Source organism: Allobosea sp. RCC_152_1 (assembly GCF_041360765.1).
GTDB lineage: Bacteria > Pseudomonadota > Alphaproteobacteria > Rhizobiales > Beijerinckiaceae > Allobosea > Allobosea spartocytisi.
In genome coordinates this window covers 340753-356653 of record NZ_JBFUPU010000006.1, presented here as the reverse complement: position 1 = coordinate 356653, position 15901 = coordinate 340753, and the positions used below count along the sequence as shown (strand labels likewise).

The following is a 15901-nucleotide window of genomic DNA, read 5'->3' as shown; positions in this document are numbered from 1 at the left end:
CGAGAGGATCAGGCTGACAACATCCGCCGATGCTGCATTGGCGTGCACCCGATCAAACGGCGAAAGGCCGTGCTGAACGCAGCCTCGGACTCATAGCCGACCGAGAAGCCGATACTGGCGATACTGTCGCTGCTGCGATGGAGCCGATCGGCGGCGAGCCGCATGCGCCAGCCGGCGAGGTAGTCGAGCGGGGTTTGCCCGACAACCTCGCGAAACCGTTCCGCGAAAGTGGTGCGCGACATGCCGGCGAGCCCAGCCAGATCCGCCAATTTCCAACGCCGCGCGGCGTCGGCGTGCATCGCGCCGATAGCCCGCGTCAATCGTGGGTCGGCCATGGCTCCCAGCCAGCCGGAAGGTTTGCCGGACGCAAGCCACAACCTGAGCACCTGGAGGAGCATGATCTGCGCGAGGTGGTCGGCCATCAACGCGCCGCCGGGCGAGCCTTGCTTCAGTTCCCCGGCCAGTTGCTCCAGCGCCCAGCGGAGCACCGCCGCCTGGTTCGACGCGTCGCGGACATGGACGATGGCCGGCAGCGCGTGGAACAGCAATCCAGCTTGGTCGCCCTCGAACGAGAAACGCCCACCGATCAGCGAGAAGTCCCCTCCGCCGTTGCAGGTCGCGACGCCGTCCACCGCCTTGTCATAGATTGTCGCCGAGTCGATCGCCGGAAGCGCCATGTCAGTCGCGAAGTGGAACGGACGCCCGCGCGTCAACAGGAAGCTATCGCCGGCCTCGATACGCAAAGGTTCAGTTTCGCCATCGACGCTCACCCAGCACGCGCCCTTCATCACCGCGTTGAACTTGATCCCGTCGTGCGCCGGGAAGCGGATCGCCCATTCCCCGCCCGCGTCGAGGCCCGCGCTGATCGCGGTCCGAGGCCTGAGCAGGGAGAGAACATCGGATAAGGGGTCCATGGCGGCAATTCCGTACGATCGCGAAAGAACGCCGAACTATACAATATGGATCGTTCGACCGCGATGGCTGATCTTCTTCGAAACACGTCAGCGGCTTTGCCGCCAAATTCGGAGACAGATATGACCGATCATCAATGCCCTCTCGGCTCGGGCTTTGGCGCCAGCACCACCGCTCCGGACGTCCTGTTCGGACTGGCCTTGAAAGGAAGACACGCCGTCGTCACCGGCGGTCATTCCGGTCTCGGATTGGAAACCACGAAGGCGCTCGCCGCAGCCGGCGTCGACGTGCTCGTCGGCGCGCGCAATCCCGAAGCCGCGCAGGCAGCGACACAGGATATCCCCGGTGTCGCGATCGGCGCGCTCGATCTGTCGGACCTCGCCAGCGTCCGTCTCTTCGCCGAGCGCGTTCTGGCATCCGGTCGGCACATCGACATGCTCATCAACAGCGCCGGCGTCATGGCCTGCCCGGAAACGCGGGTGGGACCCGGTTGGGAGGCGCAGTTCGCGACCAATCACCTTGGCCATTTTGCGCTGACCAATCTTCTCTGGCCTTTGCTCCAGGGCGGTGCGCGCGTCGTGTCGGTGTCCTCCGCCGGCCACCATAATTCGCCGATGCGATGGAACGACGTGCAGTTCACAAAGGGCTACGACAAATGGCTTGCCTATGGGCAGTCGAAGACCGCCAACGCATTGTTTGCGGCCCAGCTCGATCGGCTCGGCCGAGATCGGGGCGTGCGGGCGTTCTCGCTTCATCCCGGCAAGATTTTTACGCCGCTTCAGCGTCATCTGACACAGATCGAGATGACCGCAGAAGGCTGGCTCGACGAGACTGGAGCGCCCGCCGATCCGACCTTCAAAACCGCGGCGCAGGGCGCGGCGACGCAGCTATGGGCAGCGACCTCGCCGCAACTTGACGCTCTTGGCGGCCTCTATTGCGAAGATTGCGACGTGGCGATCCGCGCCGAGACAGCCACTGATGCCTTTGTGGGGGTCAAAGCCTACGCGACGGACGCGGACGAAGCCGAACGGCTTTGGGAGCTGTCGGCGAAGCTGGCCGGCGTCAACGCCATTTGAGAACGCGACGAGGTTTGGGGCGCGAGCGAACAGGTCCCAGCATGGTAGAAGCGTTTCATCGTCGCCTCCTGGTCGCCAGCGCGTCCGTTTCACCCGACGTGCTGGCGGGTTCTCGACTTCCGGTCAGAGCCGCATCAGGCCGCCATCGACCACAAGCGTTTGCCCGGTGACGAAACGCGCGTCCTCGCTGGTGAGGAAGGCGACCGGGCCGGCGATGTCGGCCGGCGTGCCGAGCCGCTTGATCGCCTGCATCATGTAGACCTGCGCCTTCTGCTCGTTCGGCATGCCGCTCGCGCCTTCCGTGTCGGTGATGCCGGGGTGAACGGCGTTGACGATGATGTTGTCAGCGGCGAGTTCGTTGGCGAGAGCGCGGACGAGACCGACCACGCCCATCTTCGAGGTGATGTAATGGGAGAAGCCCATTCCGGGCGGTGTCACCATGCCCACCGCGTCGGAGCCCACGGCGACGATCGATCCACCACCGGCCTTTCGCATCAGCGGCACGATCGCCCGGGCACCGATCACATGCGCATCGAGGTTCACGGCCATGACGCGGCGCCACTCGTCCTGCGTCATCTGATCAAGTCCGGTGATGGGGTAGATGCCGGCCGCATGCACGAGGATGTCGGCACGGCCTAACTTCTGCTCCACCTCGGCGGCAACCCGCGCCCAGTCGGCCTCATTCGTCACGTCAGCGGCGATGGCGACCGCGCCATTGCCGATTTCGGACGCTTCCTTCGCGGCATCCTGGCGATTGACGAGGACGATTTTCGCGCCGCGCTGTGCCAAAAGATTGGCGATGCCGCGCCCGATGCCCTGCTTGCCGCCAGTGATGATCGCGACCTTGTCCTGATGTGTACTCATGGCTGTTTTCCTTCGTTGTTGGTGACAAAGCTCTGCCCTCGCCGGTGGCCGAGTGGCCGCCGGAGGCGGAGTTTCGATGGCGGCACGTGCCGTCAGTTGAGTGGCTAAGCGCTCTCGGCCAAAGCCTTCAGGCGCGGCTCGCCGATCGTGGAAAGCATGTCCGTCCTTTCAGCCGTCCAGCCGAGTTCGTCGCGGGCTCTCGGCGAACGCGACCGGCTTGACGAGGCCATGATCAGGGCGCCGAACTCGCCCCAAACATCGTTCGCTTCTTCCGGGGTAACGCTGCGCGCCTCACAGCCGAGATCCCGCGCCACAGCTTCCGCGATCCATCGGTTCGGGATCTCTCCGCCGACTCCATGATAGAGAGCGCCCGCTTCGCCGCGTTCGATCGCCAGCGCATAGAGCCGGGCGATATCGTCGATATGGACGTTCGAATAGCTGGCCAGCCCTTCGCCGACGTAGCAGGCGGCGCCCGTCGCAGCGACCGAGCGATAGGTCATCGCGACGTGGCCATGATCGGCCGGACCCCAGATCAGCGGCGGCCGAATGACCATTCCATGGATGCCGCGCTTTGGGGCGGCACGCACGAGGGCTTCGACCTCGATACGGCGTGCGGCCAAAGGCTCGGGCGTAAAAACATCCTCCTCGGAGAAGCTGTCCTGGCTCCAGGCTCCGCCTGTCCGCTGAAGGAAGACGCCGGTGCCCGACGTGAAGATGAAGCGCTTGTTCGTCCCGGCGATAGTATCGAGCAGTACTGAGACGGCGCGTTGCTCAGCGTCGGGGTGGAGTTGGGCGGCGTATATGATTGCGTCCGCATCCCTGGTTGCCGCAGCCAAGGCATTCAGGCCGGTTTCCAGATCGCCGACAATCGGCGTGATCGATGCGGCCCGAAGCCGTTCCGCGCTCTCGGGCGAACGCGTGACGCCGCGCACGACGTGCCCTGTTGCCGAGAGATGGCGGGATACCCCGCCACCTACGAACCCACCTGCTCCGAATATCAAAATGTGCTGTTTCATGACCCGTCCTATCGTGGATGGGAATATACGGACGTCTCTCCATGTGATAAGCCTATCTTACCCGATGTTTGATATCTGTTTGGGCGATACATGCTGGATGGCGTTTCGCTGGATCACCTTCGCACCTTCGTGGCCGCCGCCGACGAGGGCAGCTTTTCAGCCGCGGGACGCAAACTGGGCCGTGCGCAGTCTGTCGTCAGCCAGACGATCGCAAACCTGGAAGCACAATTGGGATTGACGCTGTTCGAGCGGACCGCTCGCTTTCCACAACTCACTGCCGGCGCAAAGAGTCTGCTGCCGTCAGCTCGGCAGATCGTCCGTGATGCGGACAGATTGAAGGCCCAGGCGCGCAGCCTTTCGGCAGGCCTGGAGGCGGTCCTGTCGATCGTGGTCGATGTCATGTTCCCGCAGCGATTGCTAACCGAAGCCGTGAGCGCGTTCGCATCGGTCTATCCCAGCACGCCGCTCCGCCTCCACGTCGAGGCACTCGGCGCCGTTGCCGAATTGGTCGTGGACGGGCGGTGCAGCGTCGGCATCATGGGAACCTACCCGATGATCCCGCCGTCTCTTTCGTCAGAACGCCTGCTGTCGGTCGAAATGGTCACCGTGGTGGCGCCGAACCATGCTTTGGCCAGATGGCGTGGACCAGTGCCGCTGGATCAGGCGGAAACGGAGACACAACTCGTTCTTACGGATCGCTCTGCGTTGACAAAGGGCGTCGATCTCGGCGTCCAGAGCAGCAACACATGGCGTCTTTCCGATCTCGGCGCCAAGCACGCCTTTCTGGTCGCTGGCCTTGGCTGGGGACATATGCCGTTGCCGATGGTTGCCGACGATCTAGCGGCGGGACAGCTTGTCCAGATCATGCTGGAAGGGCCTGGACCCGGGCTCTTGCCGATGCAGGCCATTTATAAGGCCGATAGTCTTCCTGGCCCGGCCGCCCGGTGGCTGCTTGATCGCATCCGCTCCTCTGCGAATATGCGACTGCGGGAATGGGATGGTCTGAGAGCCTAGCGGTCGTTTGCCGACGTCACCGCGACGAACGGCTGCCGCAGTAGCATTCACGGACGGCGACCTGAATGTGAACTTAGCATCCGTATACGTTGGCGATCTGAGGAAGGTAGCCGGCGAAATCGCATTGAAGGCGGATTGCATAGGAATCCCCAAGCGTCGCCAAAGCGGTTCGGGACTGGATCGCGGCCGTCGGAGCGAAGACGGCCTTTCACGGAAGAAGGTCAACCCTCGCGGTTGACCTGCCGCAGGGCATGCAATGCACCAGGTCGCCGTAGGCGTCTGACGGGAAGCTGGCACACTCGATGAAATAAAAACGAGAACGGCGCATGCTGCCGCATTATCCGGGCGTCATATCAAGTGGGCCGATGGACACTGGCCCGCGCCTTGAAGCGCGCAGATGCTTAACGCGAGGCTTGGCCATGGGGCCACGGGTAGAGCCGTATTCTCTCGTGTCGGATGCCGGAGCGGAACGGCGGTTGTGGGTCAAGGGGCGCGAAAGCCCGTTATCAGGGATCGAAGGGGCAGGAACGCCCCTTCGCCGATGGGTTCCAAGGGGGAGCGGAGTCGCCCTTGGTCATGGGGGTGTCGGGGGAGCTGGAACGCTCACTGATCCGAATTCAACGGCGGCGCGTTGTTCTGGGTGGGTTCTCGGGGAGGGGCACGGAGGCCTTTCCCTGAGCGCGATGAAACGGCGGACGTTTCGCTTGGCGGATGCTGGCTCGATGCCGGAATGCGCCAAAGGCTTGGGGGTGCACGGGGGCGCACAGCGGCCCCCTGCCAAGATTGCGGTACTACACCGCACATCTTGCCTTCTGCCTTATCGCTCTGCGGATCTCAAATCGGGGATGATGTACGGCGGGTCATGCCAGCGCTCTTACAGGGCCAGGCGCTTCACGCTGCTCTGATGGACGATAGCCAAAACGGTGATGCCGCTCGGTGCTTCTTCATAGAGGATGACGTGTGATCCGTGCTCGTGGCGTCTCACGCCAGGGCGGATGATGTCAGCCTTGCGGCCATGCGGGGCGTGTCGGCGATCAATTGGAATATGCGCTCAAGGTCGGCGGCATAGGCCTCAGCTTGCCGCGCTCCGAATTGCTTCATGCCGTAGAGGGTCAGGTCGAACAGGTCGGCGTCGGCGCGTTCGGTGAGGCTATAGCTACTCACTCAGGAACCCGTCGGCCTTGGCCTGCTTCTTGGCGCGGGCGACGATGTCGGACACGGAATTTTTGCTGATGCCGCTCGCGCGGGATTCATCGACGATGCGGCGAAGGTCGTCGAGCGAGAGTTCTGGATGGGCGCGGCGCTCACGATCCCGGCGAACGAGGTCGCGAACGTAGTCGCTCGTGCTGGCGTACTCGCCTTCCTTGATCTGCGCCTCGATCCAGTCCTTCATCGGATCAGGCAGGGAAATCGTCATGGTCGCCATGGGGCACCTCCTATACCATCATCATATCAATAATAAGCAAAAATCACAAATATTCTTATTCCTGTGGCGTGTCGTCGGCGTGGCTGGCTGACGCCGCTGCGGGAACCGTTCTCGGCCGGTGGCGAACCGATATCGGCCAGCTCGGGCAAGTGCTGCTTCTGCGGCAGTTCGACAGCTGGAAATACCTCAGCGAAGAACGCCGCCGCGCGCTGCTGGATCGCGATCCCTTCAGGGTCGGCGGACTTGCGATCTCCGTTGCTCAGGAGAGCTACGAGGGCTTTCCGTTTCTGGCCCCGGCCGCACCGCGTCGGGCAGGCGGCATATACGAGTTTCGAACCTATTTCCTGACAGTCGGAGGTCTTCCGCCAACGCTTGAGGGCTGGGAAGCGGCGATCGAACCCGCCAAGGACTATACCGATCACCTCGTCATCAACATGTTCGCACTCGATGGCCGCCCTCGTATCCTCCACATCTGGGGTTTTGAGAGCCTCCAGCAGCGAAGCGAGCTGCGCGAGCGGCACTACGCCGCCGGCACCTGGCCGCCGAAGGGCGGACCTGAACACATCGATCACGCGATGTCCGTGATCGCCCTCTCGAACGATGGTTCGCTGTTGAGCTGAACACGGCGAACGGCAGGCGATGGTGGCGCCCCCAGCCCGCCGGGTCGCTTACTTGCCGCCAGTGACATCAAGGAACGTGCCGGTGATGAAGGACGCCTCGGCGCTTGCCAGCCACAGGATCGCCCGCGCCACCTCTTCGGGCTGACCGCCTCGTCCCATCGGGATCGACTCCTTGACGCGGTCCACCCGTCCCGGCTCTCCGCCGCTGGCGTGCATCTCGGTGTAGATGTGCCCGGGACGAATGCAGCAGACGCGGATGCCATCCCGCGCGACTTCTTTCGCAAGCCCAGTGGTGAACGTCTCGAGGGCGCCCTTCGACGCGGCGTAGTCGACATATTCGTTGGGGCTGCCGAGGCGAGCCGATGCCGACGAGATGTTGATCACCACGCCGCCCCGCCCATTGTGACGATGCGACATCCGCTTCACCGCCTGCTGCGCACAAAGGATGGGACCGATCGCGTTGATCGCGAAGATACGCTGCATCCGCTCGAATGCGAGATCCTCTATCCGGGACTGCTGCGCGATGATCGCGGCATTGTTCACCAGCACATCGATCCGGCCAAATTTCCGATCGATCGCAGCGAATAGCTGGGCGACCTCATCTGGGTCCGCGCTGTCGGCGCGCACCGGCAAAGCCCGCCGCCCCGCCGCTTCCACATCGGCCGCCACCGCAAGGGCGGCCCCCTCATTGGAGACGAAGCTGATCGCGACATCGTAACCCTGCGCGGCGGCAAGCCGCGCGGTCGCTGCGCCTACGCCACGACTTCCCCCCGTTATCAGGATGACCGGCGCTTGTGAGACAGTGTCCATTTGTCCAATCTTTCATGTGTTGTGAGATATTGATTGTGGCTGGCACGGCCGGAATGCTGCCTCTCAGGGCAGCTCTGCCGAACGCACCGGTTGCGGTGGTGAGATCAGGCGGAGCTCTCGCCCGAACCCACAGTTGCGACGCGCAGATGGGGTCTCAGCGTCAGGACGAGCGGAATGATCAGGATGGCGGTCGCCGCCGAGGCCAGCACACCGATCGTTCTGCTGCTGTGATCGGCAATCGCGCCGTAAAGGATTGGCGCGATCCCACCGGAGCCGATCACGCTCGTATAGAAGATTGCGAAGGCTCGGCCGGTGTCGCCGTCTGACAGCTCCGGCACGGTGCCGTAGAGCACGGAGGACGTGCCGTTGAGCACGATGCCAAGCAGCGGCAGCAGGATGAGCGTTGATGTGAGAGGCGTGAACAGCGTCGCCACGATCAGCAAGGAAGTCGCGGCCTCGGTCACGATGACGCTGCCGACGACACCCAGCCGCTCCCCGAGCCAGCCGCAGGTCGCCTTCCCAAGCGCGCCACCGATGAACAGCAGGGCGAGCGCGATCCCAACCGTTGGCGAGCCTCCACCCTGTCCGTGGATGAGGAAGGGCAGAAACAGCAGATAACCCATGCGGGTTGCCGTATCGAGCGCGCCGATCACGGTCAGGATGCCAAAGCCGCCGCGGCCACGGCCAGCAGCCGTCTCTTCTTTGGCCATGCTGGTTACCCGCGCTGCCGGCGCCAGCGACACCAGCGCAACCGACATCACGACACCAAGCACCGCCATCATGCCGAGCACCGGCCGCCAGGCGAGGATCGGCAGCAGCACCGCGACAAGCGCCGGCAATACCGCTTTTCCGAGGTCGCCCGCGAAATTGTAGATGCCAAGCGGTCCGCGCGCAGCCTTCCCATAGCTGTCGGTGACGAGCATCGAGCCGCGTGGATGCTGGATGCTCGATCCGATGCCGGCGACGATGAGGCCCGCGCAAAGACCCACAAAGCCGAACGGCAGCGCCATGACCGCCAGGCCCGCCGAGGCGAGGATGGTCGACAGGATCAGCGCTGCACGCGGCGACACCGCGCGAAGGGCATGGTCGGCCGGGATCTGGAGGCCTCCCATCGTGGCGTAATAGAGGGCGCGAACGACGGCGAGCGCCGCATAGGAAAGACCGAACTGCGCCTGCCATATCGGCAGGAAGGCATAGAGTGCGTCGGTATAGCCGTCATGAAGCGCGTGGGTGAGACTTGCGCCGACAAGGCCGCGCCTTTGCACCGTCCGTGCGCTTTTCTCGTTCATTGTCGACGGATCTTCGGAATACCCAATTCGCATCGTTCAGGAGACCTCATTAGCCACTGCAAGGTATACATGTGAGCTTTCATCGACTAGACTATCTCTAGTCACGGATATCGTTCGTTTTCCTCACGGGTCCACATGCGACGCCTTCCTCCTCTGAACGCCCTGCGCATCTTCGAAGTCGCTGCCCGGACGGGGAGCTATGCCGACGCCGGAGCCGAGCTCGGCCTCACCCATGGCGCGGTCAGCCGGCAGATTTCGGCGCTCGAAGGCTGGCTCGGGCAGCGGCTCTTTACGAGAGAAGGCCGCCGCATGGTGGCGACGCCGATGGCGAAGATCTTCGCCGCGGAGGTCGGTCTTTCATTCGATCGCCTGGCGCTCGCGGCGGAGGCTTGCGGCCGGCCCGGCGCGCGCCGCATCCTGCGCGTGAGCGCTCCGACAAGCTTCGCGATGCGCTGGCTGATCCCGCGGCTCAATCGCTATCACGCCGATCATCTGCATGTCGAAGTCGCGGTGGCGACGGTTTCGTGCGTGCTCGACGACTTGCGCGGCGGCGTCGATGTGGCGATCCGGCGCGGCGCCGCCCGGGCGGATGCATGGCCTCAGCATCGTGTCGTCCCCGTGCTGGACGATATCGACACGCTGATCATCAGCCCCGCACTGTTTGCCGAACGCCCGATCCGGAAGCCGGCTGACATCGAGGGACATACGCTGTTTGCAGCCGAGACGCGCGGTGGCGATTGGACGGACTGGCTCGAAGCGGCAGGGCTCCACCACCTGGCCGGCCTCCCTCGCCAGATCTTCGATCACTTCCACGTGGCGCGCCAGGCGGTGGAGGACGGGCTCGGCATTGGGATCGGTCCGCTGCCGATGTTGGAGATCGATGTCGCCAATGGCAGACTGATGACACCGTTGCCGGATATCCGGGTTCCGCGAACCGGCTATGTCGCGGTCATCCCACGTCACGCCGATGCCGGAAGCTTAGTAACAGGCTTCGTCGACTGGCTTGTCGCAGAAGCCGGTTCAAGTGCCTACGCGACGTCAGCACCGGCACATGCGGCATAAGGATTGAGCCACCGCCGAAATTGCAGCTATCCGTCAACGCGCCAATGTGCCCGCGACGGCTCGATCCTCGGATGACGCCCATCCCTGGATGCTGACCTCCGCCAGCGCCTCGAATACAGCCGGCGTGCGCTCCAGGCGGGCGATCGTTCGCGCGCCTTCGAGGGCCGCTACCAACGCGGCTGCGCAAGCGGATGCGCGTGCGGACGTGAAACCGCACCCCTTGAAATGCTCCACGATGATCTCGGTCGAAGCAGCAAATCCGCGTGCGACCCGTTCCGTCAGCTCAGCGTCGAGCGCGGGCAGCTCATTCGCCAGATTCTGCATGAGACATCCATACTGGAAATCGGAAGCGACCATTTCGTCGGCGAATGCACGGAAAATCTGACGAACAAAAGTCAGAGCGTCACTCGATGTGGCCGCCGAGATATTCCGCAACACGGCGAGTCTAGCAGCAATGTAATGATCGATCGCTTCTTCGGCGAGCTGTGCCTTGCCACGCGGAAAGTGGAAGTAGAACGACCCTTTGGGCGCGCCGCTTTCTTCAAGGATCTGGGTCAATCCAGTCGCGGTGTAGCCTTGGATGCGAAACAGGCGTTGGGCCGTGGCAATCGCGCTGGAGCGGGCGTCGGTCTTACGTGGCATGCCGTGAATGTAACACGGCCGGCTTGACGCCGCTATGGCGACCGCCATACTATGGTGATCGCCATAGATTGAGGTCCGCGCATGACTGATCCCGTTAGTTTCAAGCTGTCGATGTCGCGGCGGGCCGTGCTGGCGATGGGCGCAGTCGGCGCGATCGCGGCTTCACTTCGACCGGCCCGCGCGAACCCCATGGGAGGAACTGATTTGACCACAACACCATATGGCGGAGGAATGCTTCCCAACGGGGTCCGCTCGCGCATGATCCACGGGGTCAACGGCCTCGACGTCCACATTCTCGAGGCCGGTTACAAGAGCCCCGGCCGGCCGCTCGCGCTGCTTCTGCACGGCTTCCCGGATCTGGCCTATGGCTGGCGGCACCTGATCCCGATCCTGGCGGACGCCGGATATCACGTCGTCGCACCCGACCAGCGGGGTTTTGGCCGCACCACCGGTTGGGTGAACGGCTATGACGTCCCGCTCGCGCCCTTCCGCCTGTTGAATATGACGCGCGACGCCCTCGGACTGGTTTCGGCGCTGGGTTATCGGCGCACGACGATGCTCGTCGGGCACGACTTCGGCTCACCCGTAGCGGCCTATTGCGCACTCGCCCGACCCGACGTGTTCCCCTCGGTGGTGCTGATGAGCGCACCCTTCCCCGGTCCGCCGGCATTTCCGTTCAACACCGCGGACAGCGAAACAGCGCCGGCTCAGCCGAACAACGACAGCCAGAAGTTGGCAGCCGCGCTGGCGGCGCTCGACCCGCCGAGGGAATACTATCAGCAATATTTGAGCACCCGGGAGGCGAACGATGACCTGTGGCATCCCCCTCAGGGTCTGCACGCGTTCCTGCGCGCCTTCTTCTACGTCAAGAGCGGCGACTGGCCGGGCAACAAGCCGCACCCGTTGAAGGCGCGAACCGCTACAGAATTTGCACAGATGCCCACCTACTACGTCATGGAGCTCGGCAAGACGATGTCGCAGACCGTCGGCCCGTTCCATCCTTCCGCCGCCGAGATCGCAGCCTGCAAATGGCTCACCGAGCCGGAACTTGGCGTGTACGTGGAGGAGTATGACCGGACCGGATTCCAGGGCGCCCTGCAGGCTTATCGCGTCTTTTCCGATCCTGAGCTGAACGCCGAGCTGCGCCTGTTTTCGGGCAGGACGATCGACGTCCCGTCGCTCTTTGTCGGCGGGAAGAGCGATTGGGGCACCTATGCGGCACCGGGCGCGCTCGAGCTCATGACGACGAAGGCGGCGACGCGGGTGGCGGGCGTCGAGCTCATCGACGGCGCCGGTCACTGGGTCCAACAGGAGCAGCCGGACCGGCTTGGCAGGCTCCTGCTCGCCTTCATCAAGGAGGCTGGTGGGGCGGATCACACCAACCCCTAGGTCGGAGAATGCCGGTCGCCGCTCTTGGCGATATTTGCACGCCCCGATCCCCCGCCGATCGCCAGCTAGTCTGTGCCGAACCCGGCCGAGCCATTGTCGATCAGCCGCCTTGCCGGGGCGCCCGCAGGCTACCCGCGTCGTTCAGGTTGATGCGCGGGCGGCATACTCTGCGCGAGCCGCCTCGATAAGGGCGGCGTTATCAAGCACCCGCTCTGCAAGCCCCCGGATCGGACGCAGGAAATCGCGGCCGAGATCGGTGAGCGCATATTCGACCTGGGGCGGGTTGACGGGCGTCACCGTCCGCGAGACGAGCCCGTTCTCCTCCAGATCGCGCAAAGTGGAGGCAAGCACCTTCTGGCCGATTTCGCCCACTTCGCGGTGTCCGGAGAGGCAAGGAGACGTGTTCCAGCACCAATTGAATGAGCTGCCAAGAGCTGCCGCGTGGCTTCTCCCCCTCCATGCCGGCGAAGCCCGATTTGATCGAGGAACCCCACCGTTCGGCGCCCGTTGTTCCAACGAACCCATCTGAACGTTCGAGGGACAGCTGCCATGGAAATCGGTGCATCGATCGATACGGATCCGCACCGTTCCCTCGACCCTTCGCTCCCCCCACGGATTTATTATCTACATCCTTGGCTGGAGGAGGCCCACTCATGGCCTGCGGCCGCGATTCGAGCTTCCGCACTCGGTTTTACGCATTTGCTGTTGGGGTGGCCATTCGGCTCCGCCACCGATCTTTTCGGAACTCGGCGGTTCGATCGGGCCGGCGGTATGGAGATCAACGGAGCATTGCTCTCGCTAGCGGAGGCATGCTCCGCGAGATCAATGGATTTCTGGCTCGACCTGTCGGTGGACCGGATCGCTGCTCGGGGGGAACTCGTCTCACAATCGGCCGCCATGTATCGTCCGGCCGTGCAGCGGTTCCTCGACCCGCGGAAGATCGTGGCGTCCGGCTCGCTCTTCGCGGCGACAGAGGACCCGGGTTTTGTGCCCTTTTGGCAAGAGGCTCTGCAGCGCTGGCAGTCTTTCGGGATTTCGGGAGTGCGCTGCCACAACGCCTCGGCCGTCCCGCTAAAGGTCTGGGACGAGATCATTAAATCGGCGCGCGCCAACGACCCTCAGTTCCAGTCGTTCGGCTGGTTACTGAATGCGTCTTGGGAGGAAAAAGCCGAAGCGGGTCGGGTCTTCGGTTTCGTGCCCTCCTCGGTAGCTTGGTGGACAGGGGTCGAGACCTGGCTCGTCGACGAATACAATGCAATCGCACCCGAGGGGCGTTTGATCGGGTTCCCAGCGAACCCTTTCGCAAACCGGCTGCCTGCGCGCGCAGCGGTGGACGGCGCTAGAGACGGTACGGTGCGGATCGCAGATGCGGCTTTGCTCGCCGACGGGTGGCTCCTTCCAATGGGCTACGAATACGGCATGGATACTCCCTTCGTCTCCGCGAGGCGGGAGGACTACTTGGCCGCGCAAGCTCAGCCGTGGAATTTGCAATCGTCAATTCGCACCGTAAATGAGCAAGCCGAGGCGTTGGGCAGTCGCCGGGCTGGGTGGCCTTCGATGCGCCCGCTCGCGCTGGATGCTAGATCCACCGTAATGCTGCGCCAGTTCGGACGGGACGCCGCGCATCTTGTTGAGATCAACCGCAATCCTGTCGAATACACCGCGATCCAATCGTCTGAATACGCTGCCAGGCTCGCGGCCGTGTTCCCAAGCGGTCTGGAAACGACGCCGATCCCGCCTGGATCGGGCCGCGTCATTATCCTGAGCACCGATCGAATGGGTGCGAGAGAGCGCCAAGTGCCCCTCGGGGATCGTGAGGAACTCGCCGCCAGCCGCATTGCGATCGAAAACGTGAGCCCGGTCGTGGATAACGGCCGGTTTCCAGTGAAGCGTGTCGCCGGCGATCAGGTGACGGTGTCGGCCGACATATTCGGCGACGGGCATGACGTTATCGAGGTCGAGCTTCTCTGGCGACCTTCACAGGACTCGGAATGGAGCCGTAAGACCATGCAGCACCTATCAAACGATCGGTGGCAGGCGACTTTTCCGATCTTGGAGACAGGCCGACACGTGTTCGCGATCGAAGCATGGTGGAGCGAATTCGGAACCTTTCGACGCGACTTCGCGAAGAAGCGCGAAGCGGGCCTGGACCTCACATTGGAGATCCAGGAAGGCCGTTTGCTGCTCGAAAAGTTCGCCTCGTTGGCCGACGCCGAAGCGCGGCCGGTGATCGAAGCGCATCTTGGCCGACTATCGGCCGACCAGGATGAATGCTGCGATGTCCTGTTGTCGCTGAAGTTGGCCGCGGGGATGTCCGCAGCAGATCCGAGGCCCCATGCAACGGGACGTGATCGCAGCTACGAGATCGAAGCGGATCGGGAAGCGGCAGTCTTCGCGAGTTGGTATGAACTGTTCCCCCGGTCGATAACAGACAGCCCCAGCCGCCACGGAACGTTCCGGGACGTCATCAGCCGGCTGTCATCCATCCGGGACATGGGCTTCGACGTACTCTACTTCCCTCCGATCCACCCGATCGGGCGCACGAACCGGAAGGGTCGCAACAATACGCTGACGCCAGGTCCAGATGATCCCGGCAGCCCTTATGCGATCGGGTCGGAGGAAGGGGGTCATGATGCCATCCACCCGCGTCTTGGTACTCTCGATGACTTCGAACGGCTCGTCGGGGAAGCAGGTCGTCACGGCCTGGAGATCGCGCTTGATTTCGCCATTCAGTGCTCGCCCGACCATCCATGGCTGCGAGACCATCCGGATTGGTTCAGTTGGCGGCCTGACGGCTCGATGCGGTATGCAGAGAACCCGCCAAAAAAATATCAGGACATCGTCAACGTCGACTTTTATGCGCCCGGTGCAATTCCCGATCTTTGGTTGGCCCTGCGCAATTCGGTCCAATTCTGGGTCAATCGGGGCGTACGCATCTTTCGCGTTGACAACCCGCATACCAAGCCCTTCCCCTTTTGGGAGTGGTTGATCGCCGACATCCGGTCACGCGACCCACGCGTCCTCTTCCTTGCTGAGGCCTTTACCCGACCCAAAGTCATGTATCGCTTGGGCAAGGTGGGATTTTCCCAGTCATACACGTACTTCACCTGGCGCAACACGAAGGCCGAGCTTACGCAGTATCTCACCGAGCTCAACGAGGCGCCAGCCCGGGACGTTTATCGCCCGCATTTCTTCGTCAACACGCCCGACATCAACCCGGTTTTCTTGCAAAGCTCGGGACGGCCCGGCTTTTTGATCCGCGCCGCGCTGGCGGCGACCCTTTCCGGTCTTTGGGGCGTCTATTCGGGCTTCGAACTTTGTGAAAGCGCAGCGATCCCCGGCAAGGAAGAATATCTCGACAGCGAGAAATACGAGATTAAGCCGCGCGACTGGCAAAGCCCTGGCAACATCGTCCTGGAAATTACTTCCCTTAACCGGATCAGGCGCAACCACCCTGCCCTGCACAGCCACCTTGGCCTAACCTTCTATAACGCCTTTAGCGACGACATCCTGTACTTCGGCAAACGAGCCGGGGATGCCGACGAGATCATTCTCGTCGCAGTTAACCTCAATCCGCACAGCGCCCGATCGACGCAGATCGAGGTTCCGCTTTGGGAATTTGGCCTCCCGGATCACGCCTCGCTATCGGTGCAGGATCTGATGCACGGACACTCTTTCGCCTGGCATGGCAAGACGCAACAGATTCATCTGGATCCGCATGCTCTGCCGTTCGCGATCTGGCGCATCACGCCGTTCGGAGGAGATCGCCAGTGAATGCGCC

At 63.1% G+C, this 15901-nt stretch carries 14 protein-coding genes and 2 pseudogenes; 7 read left to right on the top strand and 9 right to left on the bottom strand.

Annotated features, from left to right (window positions below):
• Nucleotides 1-8 precede the first annotated feature (8 nt).
• Nucleotides 9-914 (bottom strand): AraC family transcriptional regulator, encoded by a 906-nt coding sequence (locus tag AB6806_RS21125; RefSeq protein ID WP_370955492.1) that lies wholly within the window; start codon nt 912-914, stop codon nt 9-11.
• A gap of 120 nt (nt 915-1034) precedes the next feature.
• Between AB6806_RS21125 and AB6806_RS21120 the strand changes: the two genes are divergently transcribed.
• A complete protein-coding gene (locus tag AB6806_RS21120; RefSeq protein WP_370955491.1) occupies nt 1035-1988 on the top strand; it encodes an SDR family NAD(P)-dependent oxidoreductase in 954 nt (317 codons plus the stop codon).
• Between the two features lie 123 nt (nt 1989-2111).
• Here the strand turns inward: AB6806_RS21120 and AB6806_RS21115 are convergent, their stop codons facing one another.
• Nucleotides 2112-2852: an SDR family NAD(P)-dependent oxidoreductase gene (locus tag AB6806_RS21115; RefSeq protein WP_370955490.1), complete on the bottom strand. Its 741-nt coding sequence runs from the start codon at nt 2850-2852 to the stop codon at nt 2112-2114.
• Nucleotides 2853-2956: 104 nt separating this feature from the next.
• A complete protein-coding gene (locus tag AB6806_RS21110; protein ID WP_370955489.1) occupies nt 2957-3868 on the bottom strand; it encodes an NAD-dependent epimerase/dehydratase family protein in 912 nt (303 codons plus the stop codon).
• A 90-nt stretch (nt 3869-3958) separates the two neighbouring features.
• On the opposite strand from AB6806_RS21110, the gene AB6806_RS21105 reads away from it, so the two are divergent.
• Nucleotides 3959-4882, top strand: a complete 924-nt coding sequence (locus tag AB6806_RS21105) for a LysR family transcriptional regulator (RefSeq protein WP_370955488.1) — start codon at nt 3959-3961, stop codon at nt 4880-4882.
• 874 nt (nt 4883-5756) lie between these two features.
• Here the strand turns inward: AB6806_RS21105 and AB6806_RS21100 are convergent.
• Nucleotides 5757-5983, bottom strand: a pseudogene (locus AB6806_RS21100) (type II toxin-antitoxin system RelE/ParE family toxin).
• 55 nt (nt 5984-6038) lie between these two features.
• Nucleotides 6039-6308 (bottom strand): type II toxin-antitoxin system ParD family antitoxin, encoded by a 270-nt coding sequence (locus tag AB6806_RS21095; RefSeq protein WP_305680200.1) that lies wholly within the window; start codon nt 6306-6308, stop codon nt 6039-6041.
• A gap of 68 nt (nt 6309-6376) precedes the next feature.
• Here AB6806_RS21095 and AB6806_RS21090 point away from each other — a divergent pair, with 68 nt between their 5' ends.
• On the top strand, nt 6377-6928 hold the full coding sequence (locus AB6806_RS21090) for an NIPSNAP family protein (protein WP_370955487.1): 552 nt from the start codon (nt 6377-6379) through the stop codon (nt 6926-6928).
• Nucleotides 6929-6976: 48 nt separating this feature from the next.
• Here the strand turns inward: AB6806_RS21090 and AB6806_RS21085 are convergent, their stop codons facing one another.
• Nucleotides 6977-7738, bottom strand: coding sequence for an SDR family oxidoreductase (locus AB6806_RS21085; RefSeq protein ID WP_370955486.1), 762 nt, complete (start codon nt 7736-7738; stop codon nt 6977-6979).
• A 104-nt stretch (nt 7739-7842) separates the two neighbouring features.
• Entirely contained in the window at nt 7843-9027 is a 1185-nt protein-coding gene (locus AB6806_RS21080; RefSeq protein ID WP_370955485.1) for an MFS transporter, read from the bottom strand.
• A 135-nt stretch (nt 9028-9162) separates the two neighbouring features.
• Between AB6806_RS21080 and AB6806_RS21075 the strand changes: the two are divergent.
• Together AB6806_RS21075 and AB6806_RS21070 are read left to right on the top strand one after the other, a co-directional pair.
• Nucleotides 9163-9345: pseudogene (locus tag AB6806_RS21075) on the top strand (LysR family transcriptional regulator); the annotation flags it as partial.
• 6 nt (nt 9346-9351) lie between these two features.
• Nucleotides 9352-10089, top strand: coding sequence for a LysR substrate-binding domain-containing protein (locus AB6806_RS21070; RefSeq protein WP_370955535.1), 738 nt, complete (start codon nt 9352-9354; stop codon nt 10087-10089).
• Nucleotides 10090-10122: 33 nt separating this feature from the next.
• On the opposite strand, the gene AB6806_RS21065 is transcribed toward AB6806_RS21070, so the two are convergent.
• On the bottom strand, nt 10123-10731 hold the full coding sequence (locus AB6806_RS21065; protein ID WP_370955484.1) for a TetR/AcrR family transcriptional regulator: 609 nt from the start codon (nt 10729-10731) through the stop codon (nt 10123-10125).
• 258 nt (nt 10732-10989) lie between these two features.
• On the opposite strand from AB6806_RS21065, the gene AB6806_RS21060 reads away from it, so the two are divergent.
• Nucleotides 10990-12120: an alpha/beta fold hydrolase gene (locus AB6806_RS21060; protein ID WP_370955534.1), complete on the top strand. Its 1131-nt coding sequence runs from the start codon at nt 10990-10992 to the stop codon at nt 12118-12120.
• A 141-nt stretch (nt 12121-12261) separates the two neighbouring features.
• Here AB6806_RS21060 and AB6806_RS21055 read toward each other — a convergent pair whose 3' ends face one another.
• Complete coding sequence (locus AB6806_RS21055; RefSeq protein ID WP_370955483.1) at nt 12262-12492, bottom strand: winged helix-turn-helix transcriptional regulator; 231 nt, start codon at nt 12490-12492, stop codon at nt 12262-12264.
• A gap of 453 nt (nt 12493-12945) precedes the next feature.
• On the opposite strand from AB6806_RS21055, the gene AB6806_RS21050 reads away from it, so the two are divergent.
• Nucleotides 12946-15894, top strand: a complete 2949-nt coding sequence (locus AB6806_RS21050; protein ID WP_370955482.1) for an alpha-1,4-glucan--maltose-1-phosphate maltosyltransferase — start codon at nt 12946-12948, stop codon at nt 15892-15894.
• The last annotated feature ends 7 nt before the right edge of the window (nt 15895-15901 follow it).

Bases quoted from the DNA above. Each gene is read 5' to 3' on its own strand.
- AB6806_RS21125 (WP_370955492.1), bottom strand. From the start codon at position 914: ATGGACCCCTTATCCGATGTTCTCTCCCTGCTCAGGCCTCGGACCGCG.
- AB6806_RS21120 (WP_370955491.1), top strand. From the start codon at position 1,035: ATGACCGATCATCAATGCCCTCTCGGCTCGGGCTTTGGCGCCAGCACC.
- AB6806_RS21115 (WP_370955490.1), bottom strand. From the start codon at position 2,852: ATGAGTACACATCAGGACAAGGTCGCGATCATCACTGGCGGCAAGCAG.
- AB6806_RS21110 (WP_370955489.1), bottom strand. From the start codon at position 3,868: ATGAAACAGCACATTTTGATATTCGGAGCAGGTGGGTTCGTAGGTGGC.
- AB6806_RS21105 (WP_370955488.1), top strand. From the start codon at position 3,959: ATGCTGGATGGCGTTTCGCTGGATCACCTTCGCACCTTCGTGGCCGCC.
- AB6806_RS21095 (WP_305680200.1), bottom strand. From the start codon at position 6,308: ATGGCGACCATGACGATTTCCCTGCCTGATCCGATGAAGGACTGGATC.
- AB6806_RS21085 (WP_370955486.1), bottom strand. From the start codon at position 7,738: ATGGACACTGTCTCACAAGCGCCGGTCATCCTGATAACGGGGGGAAGT.
- AB6806_RS21080 (WP_370955485.1), bottom strand. From the start codon at position 9,027: ATGAACGAGAAAAGCGCACGGACGGTGCAAAGGCGCGGCCTTGTCGGC.
- AB6806_RS21070 (WP_370955535.1), top strand. From the start codon at position 9,352: ATGGCGAAGATCTTCGCCGCGGAGGTCGGTCTTTCATTCGATCGCCTG.
- AB6806_RS21065 (WP_370955484.1), bottom strand. From the start codon at position 10,731: ATGCCACGTAAGACCGACGCCCGCTCCAGCGCGATTGCCACGGCCCAA.
- AB6806_RS21060 (WP_370955534.1), top strand. From the start codon at position 10,990: ATGATCCACGGGGTCAACGGCCTCGACGTCCACATTCTCGAGGCCGGT.
- AB6806_RS21050 (WP_370955482.1), top strand. From the start codon at position 12,946: ATGGATTTCTGGCTCGACCTGTCGGTGGACCGGATCGCTGCTCGGGGG.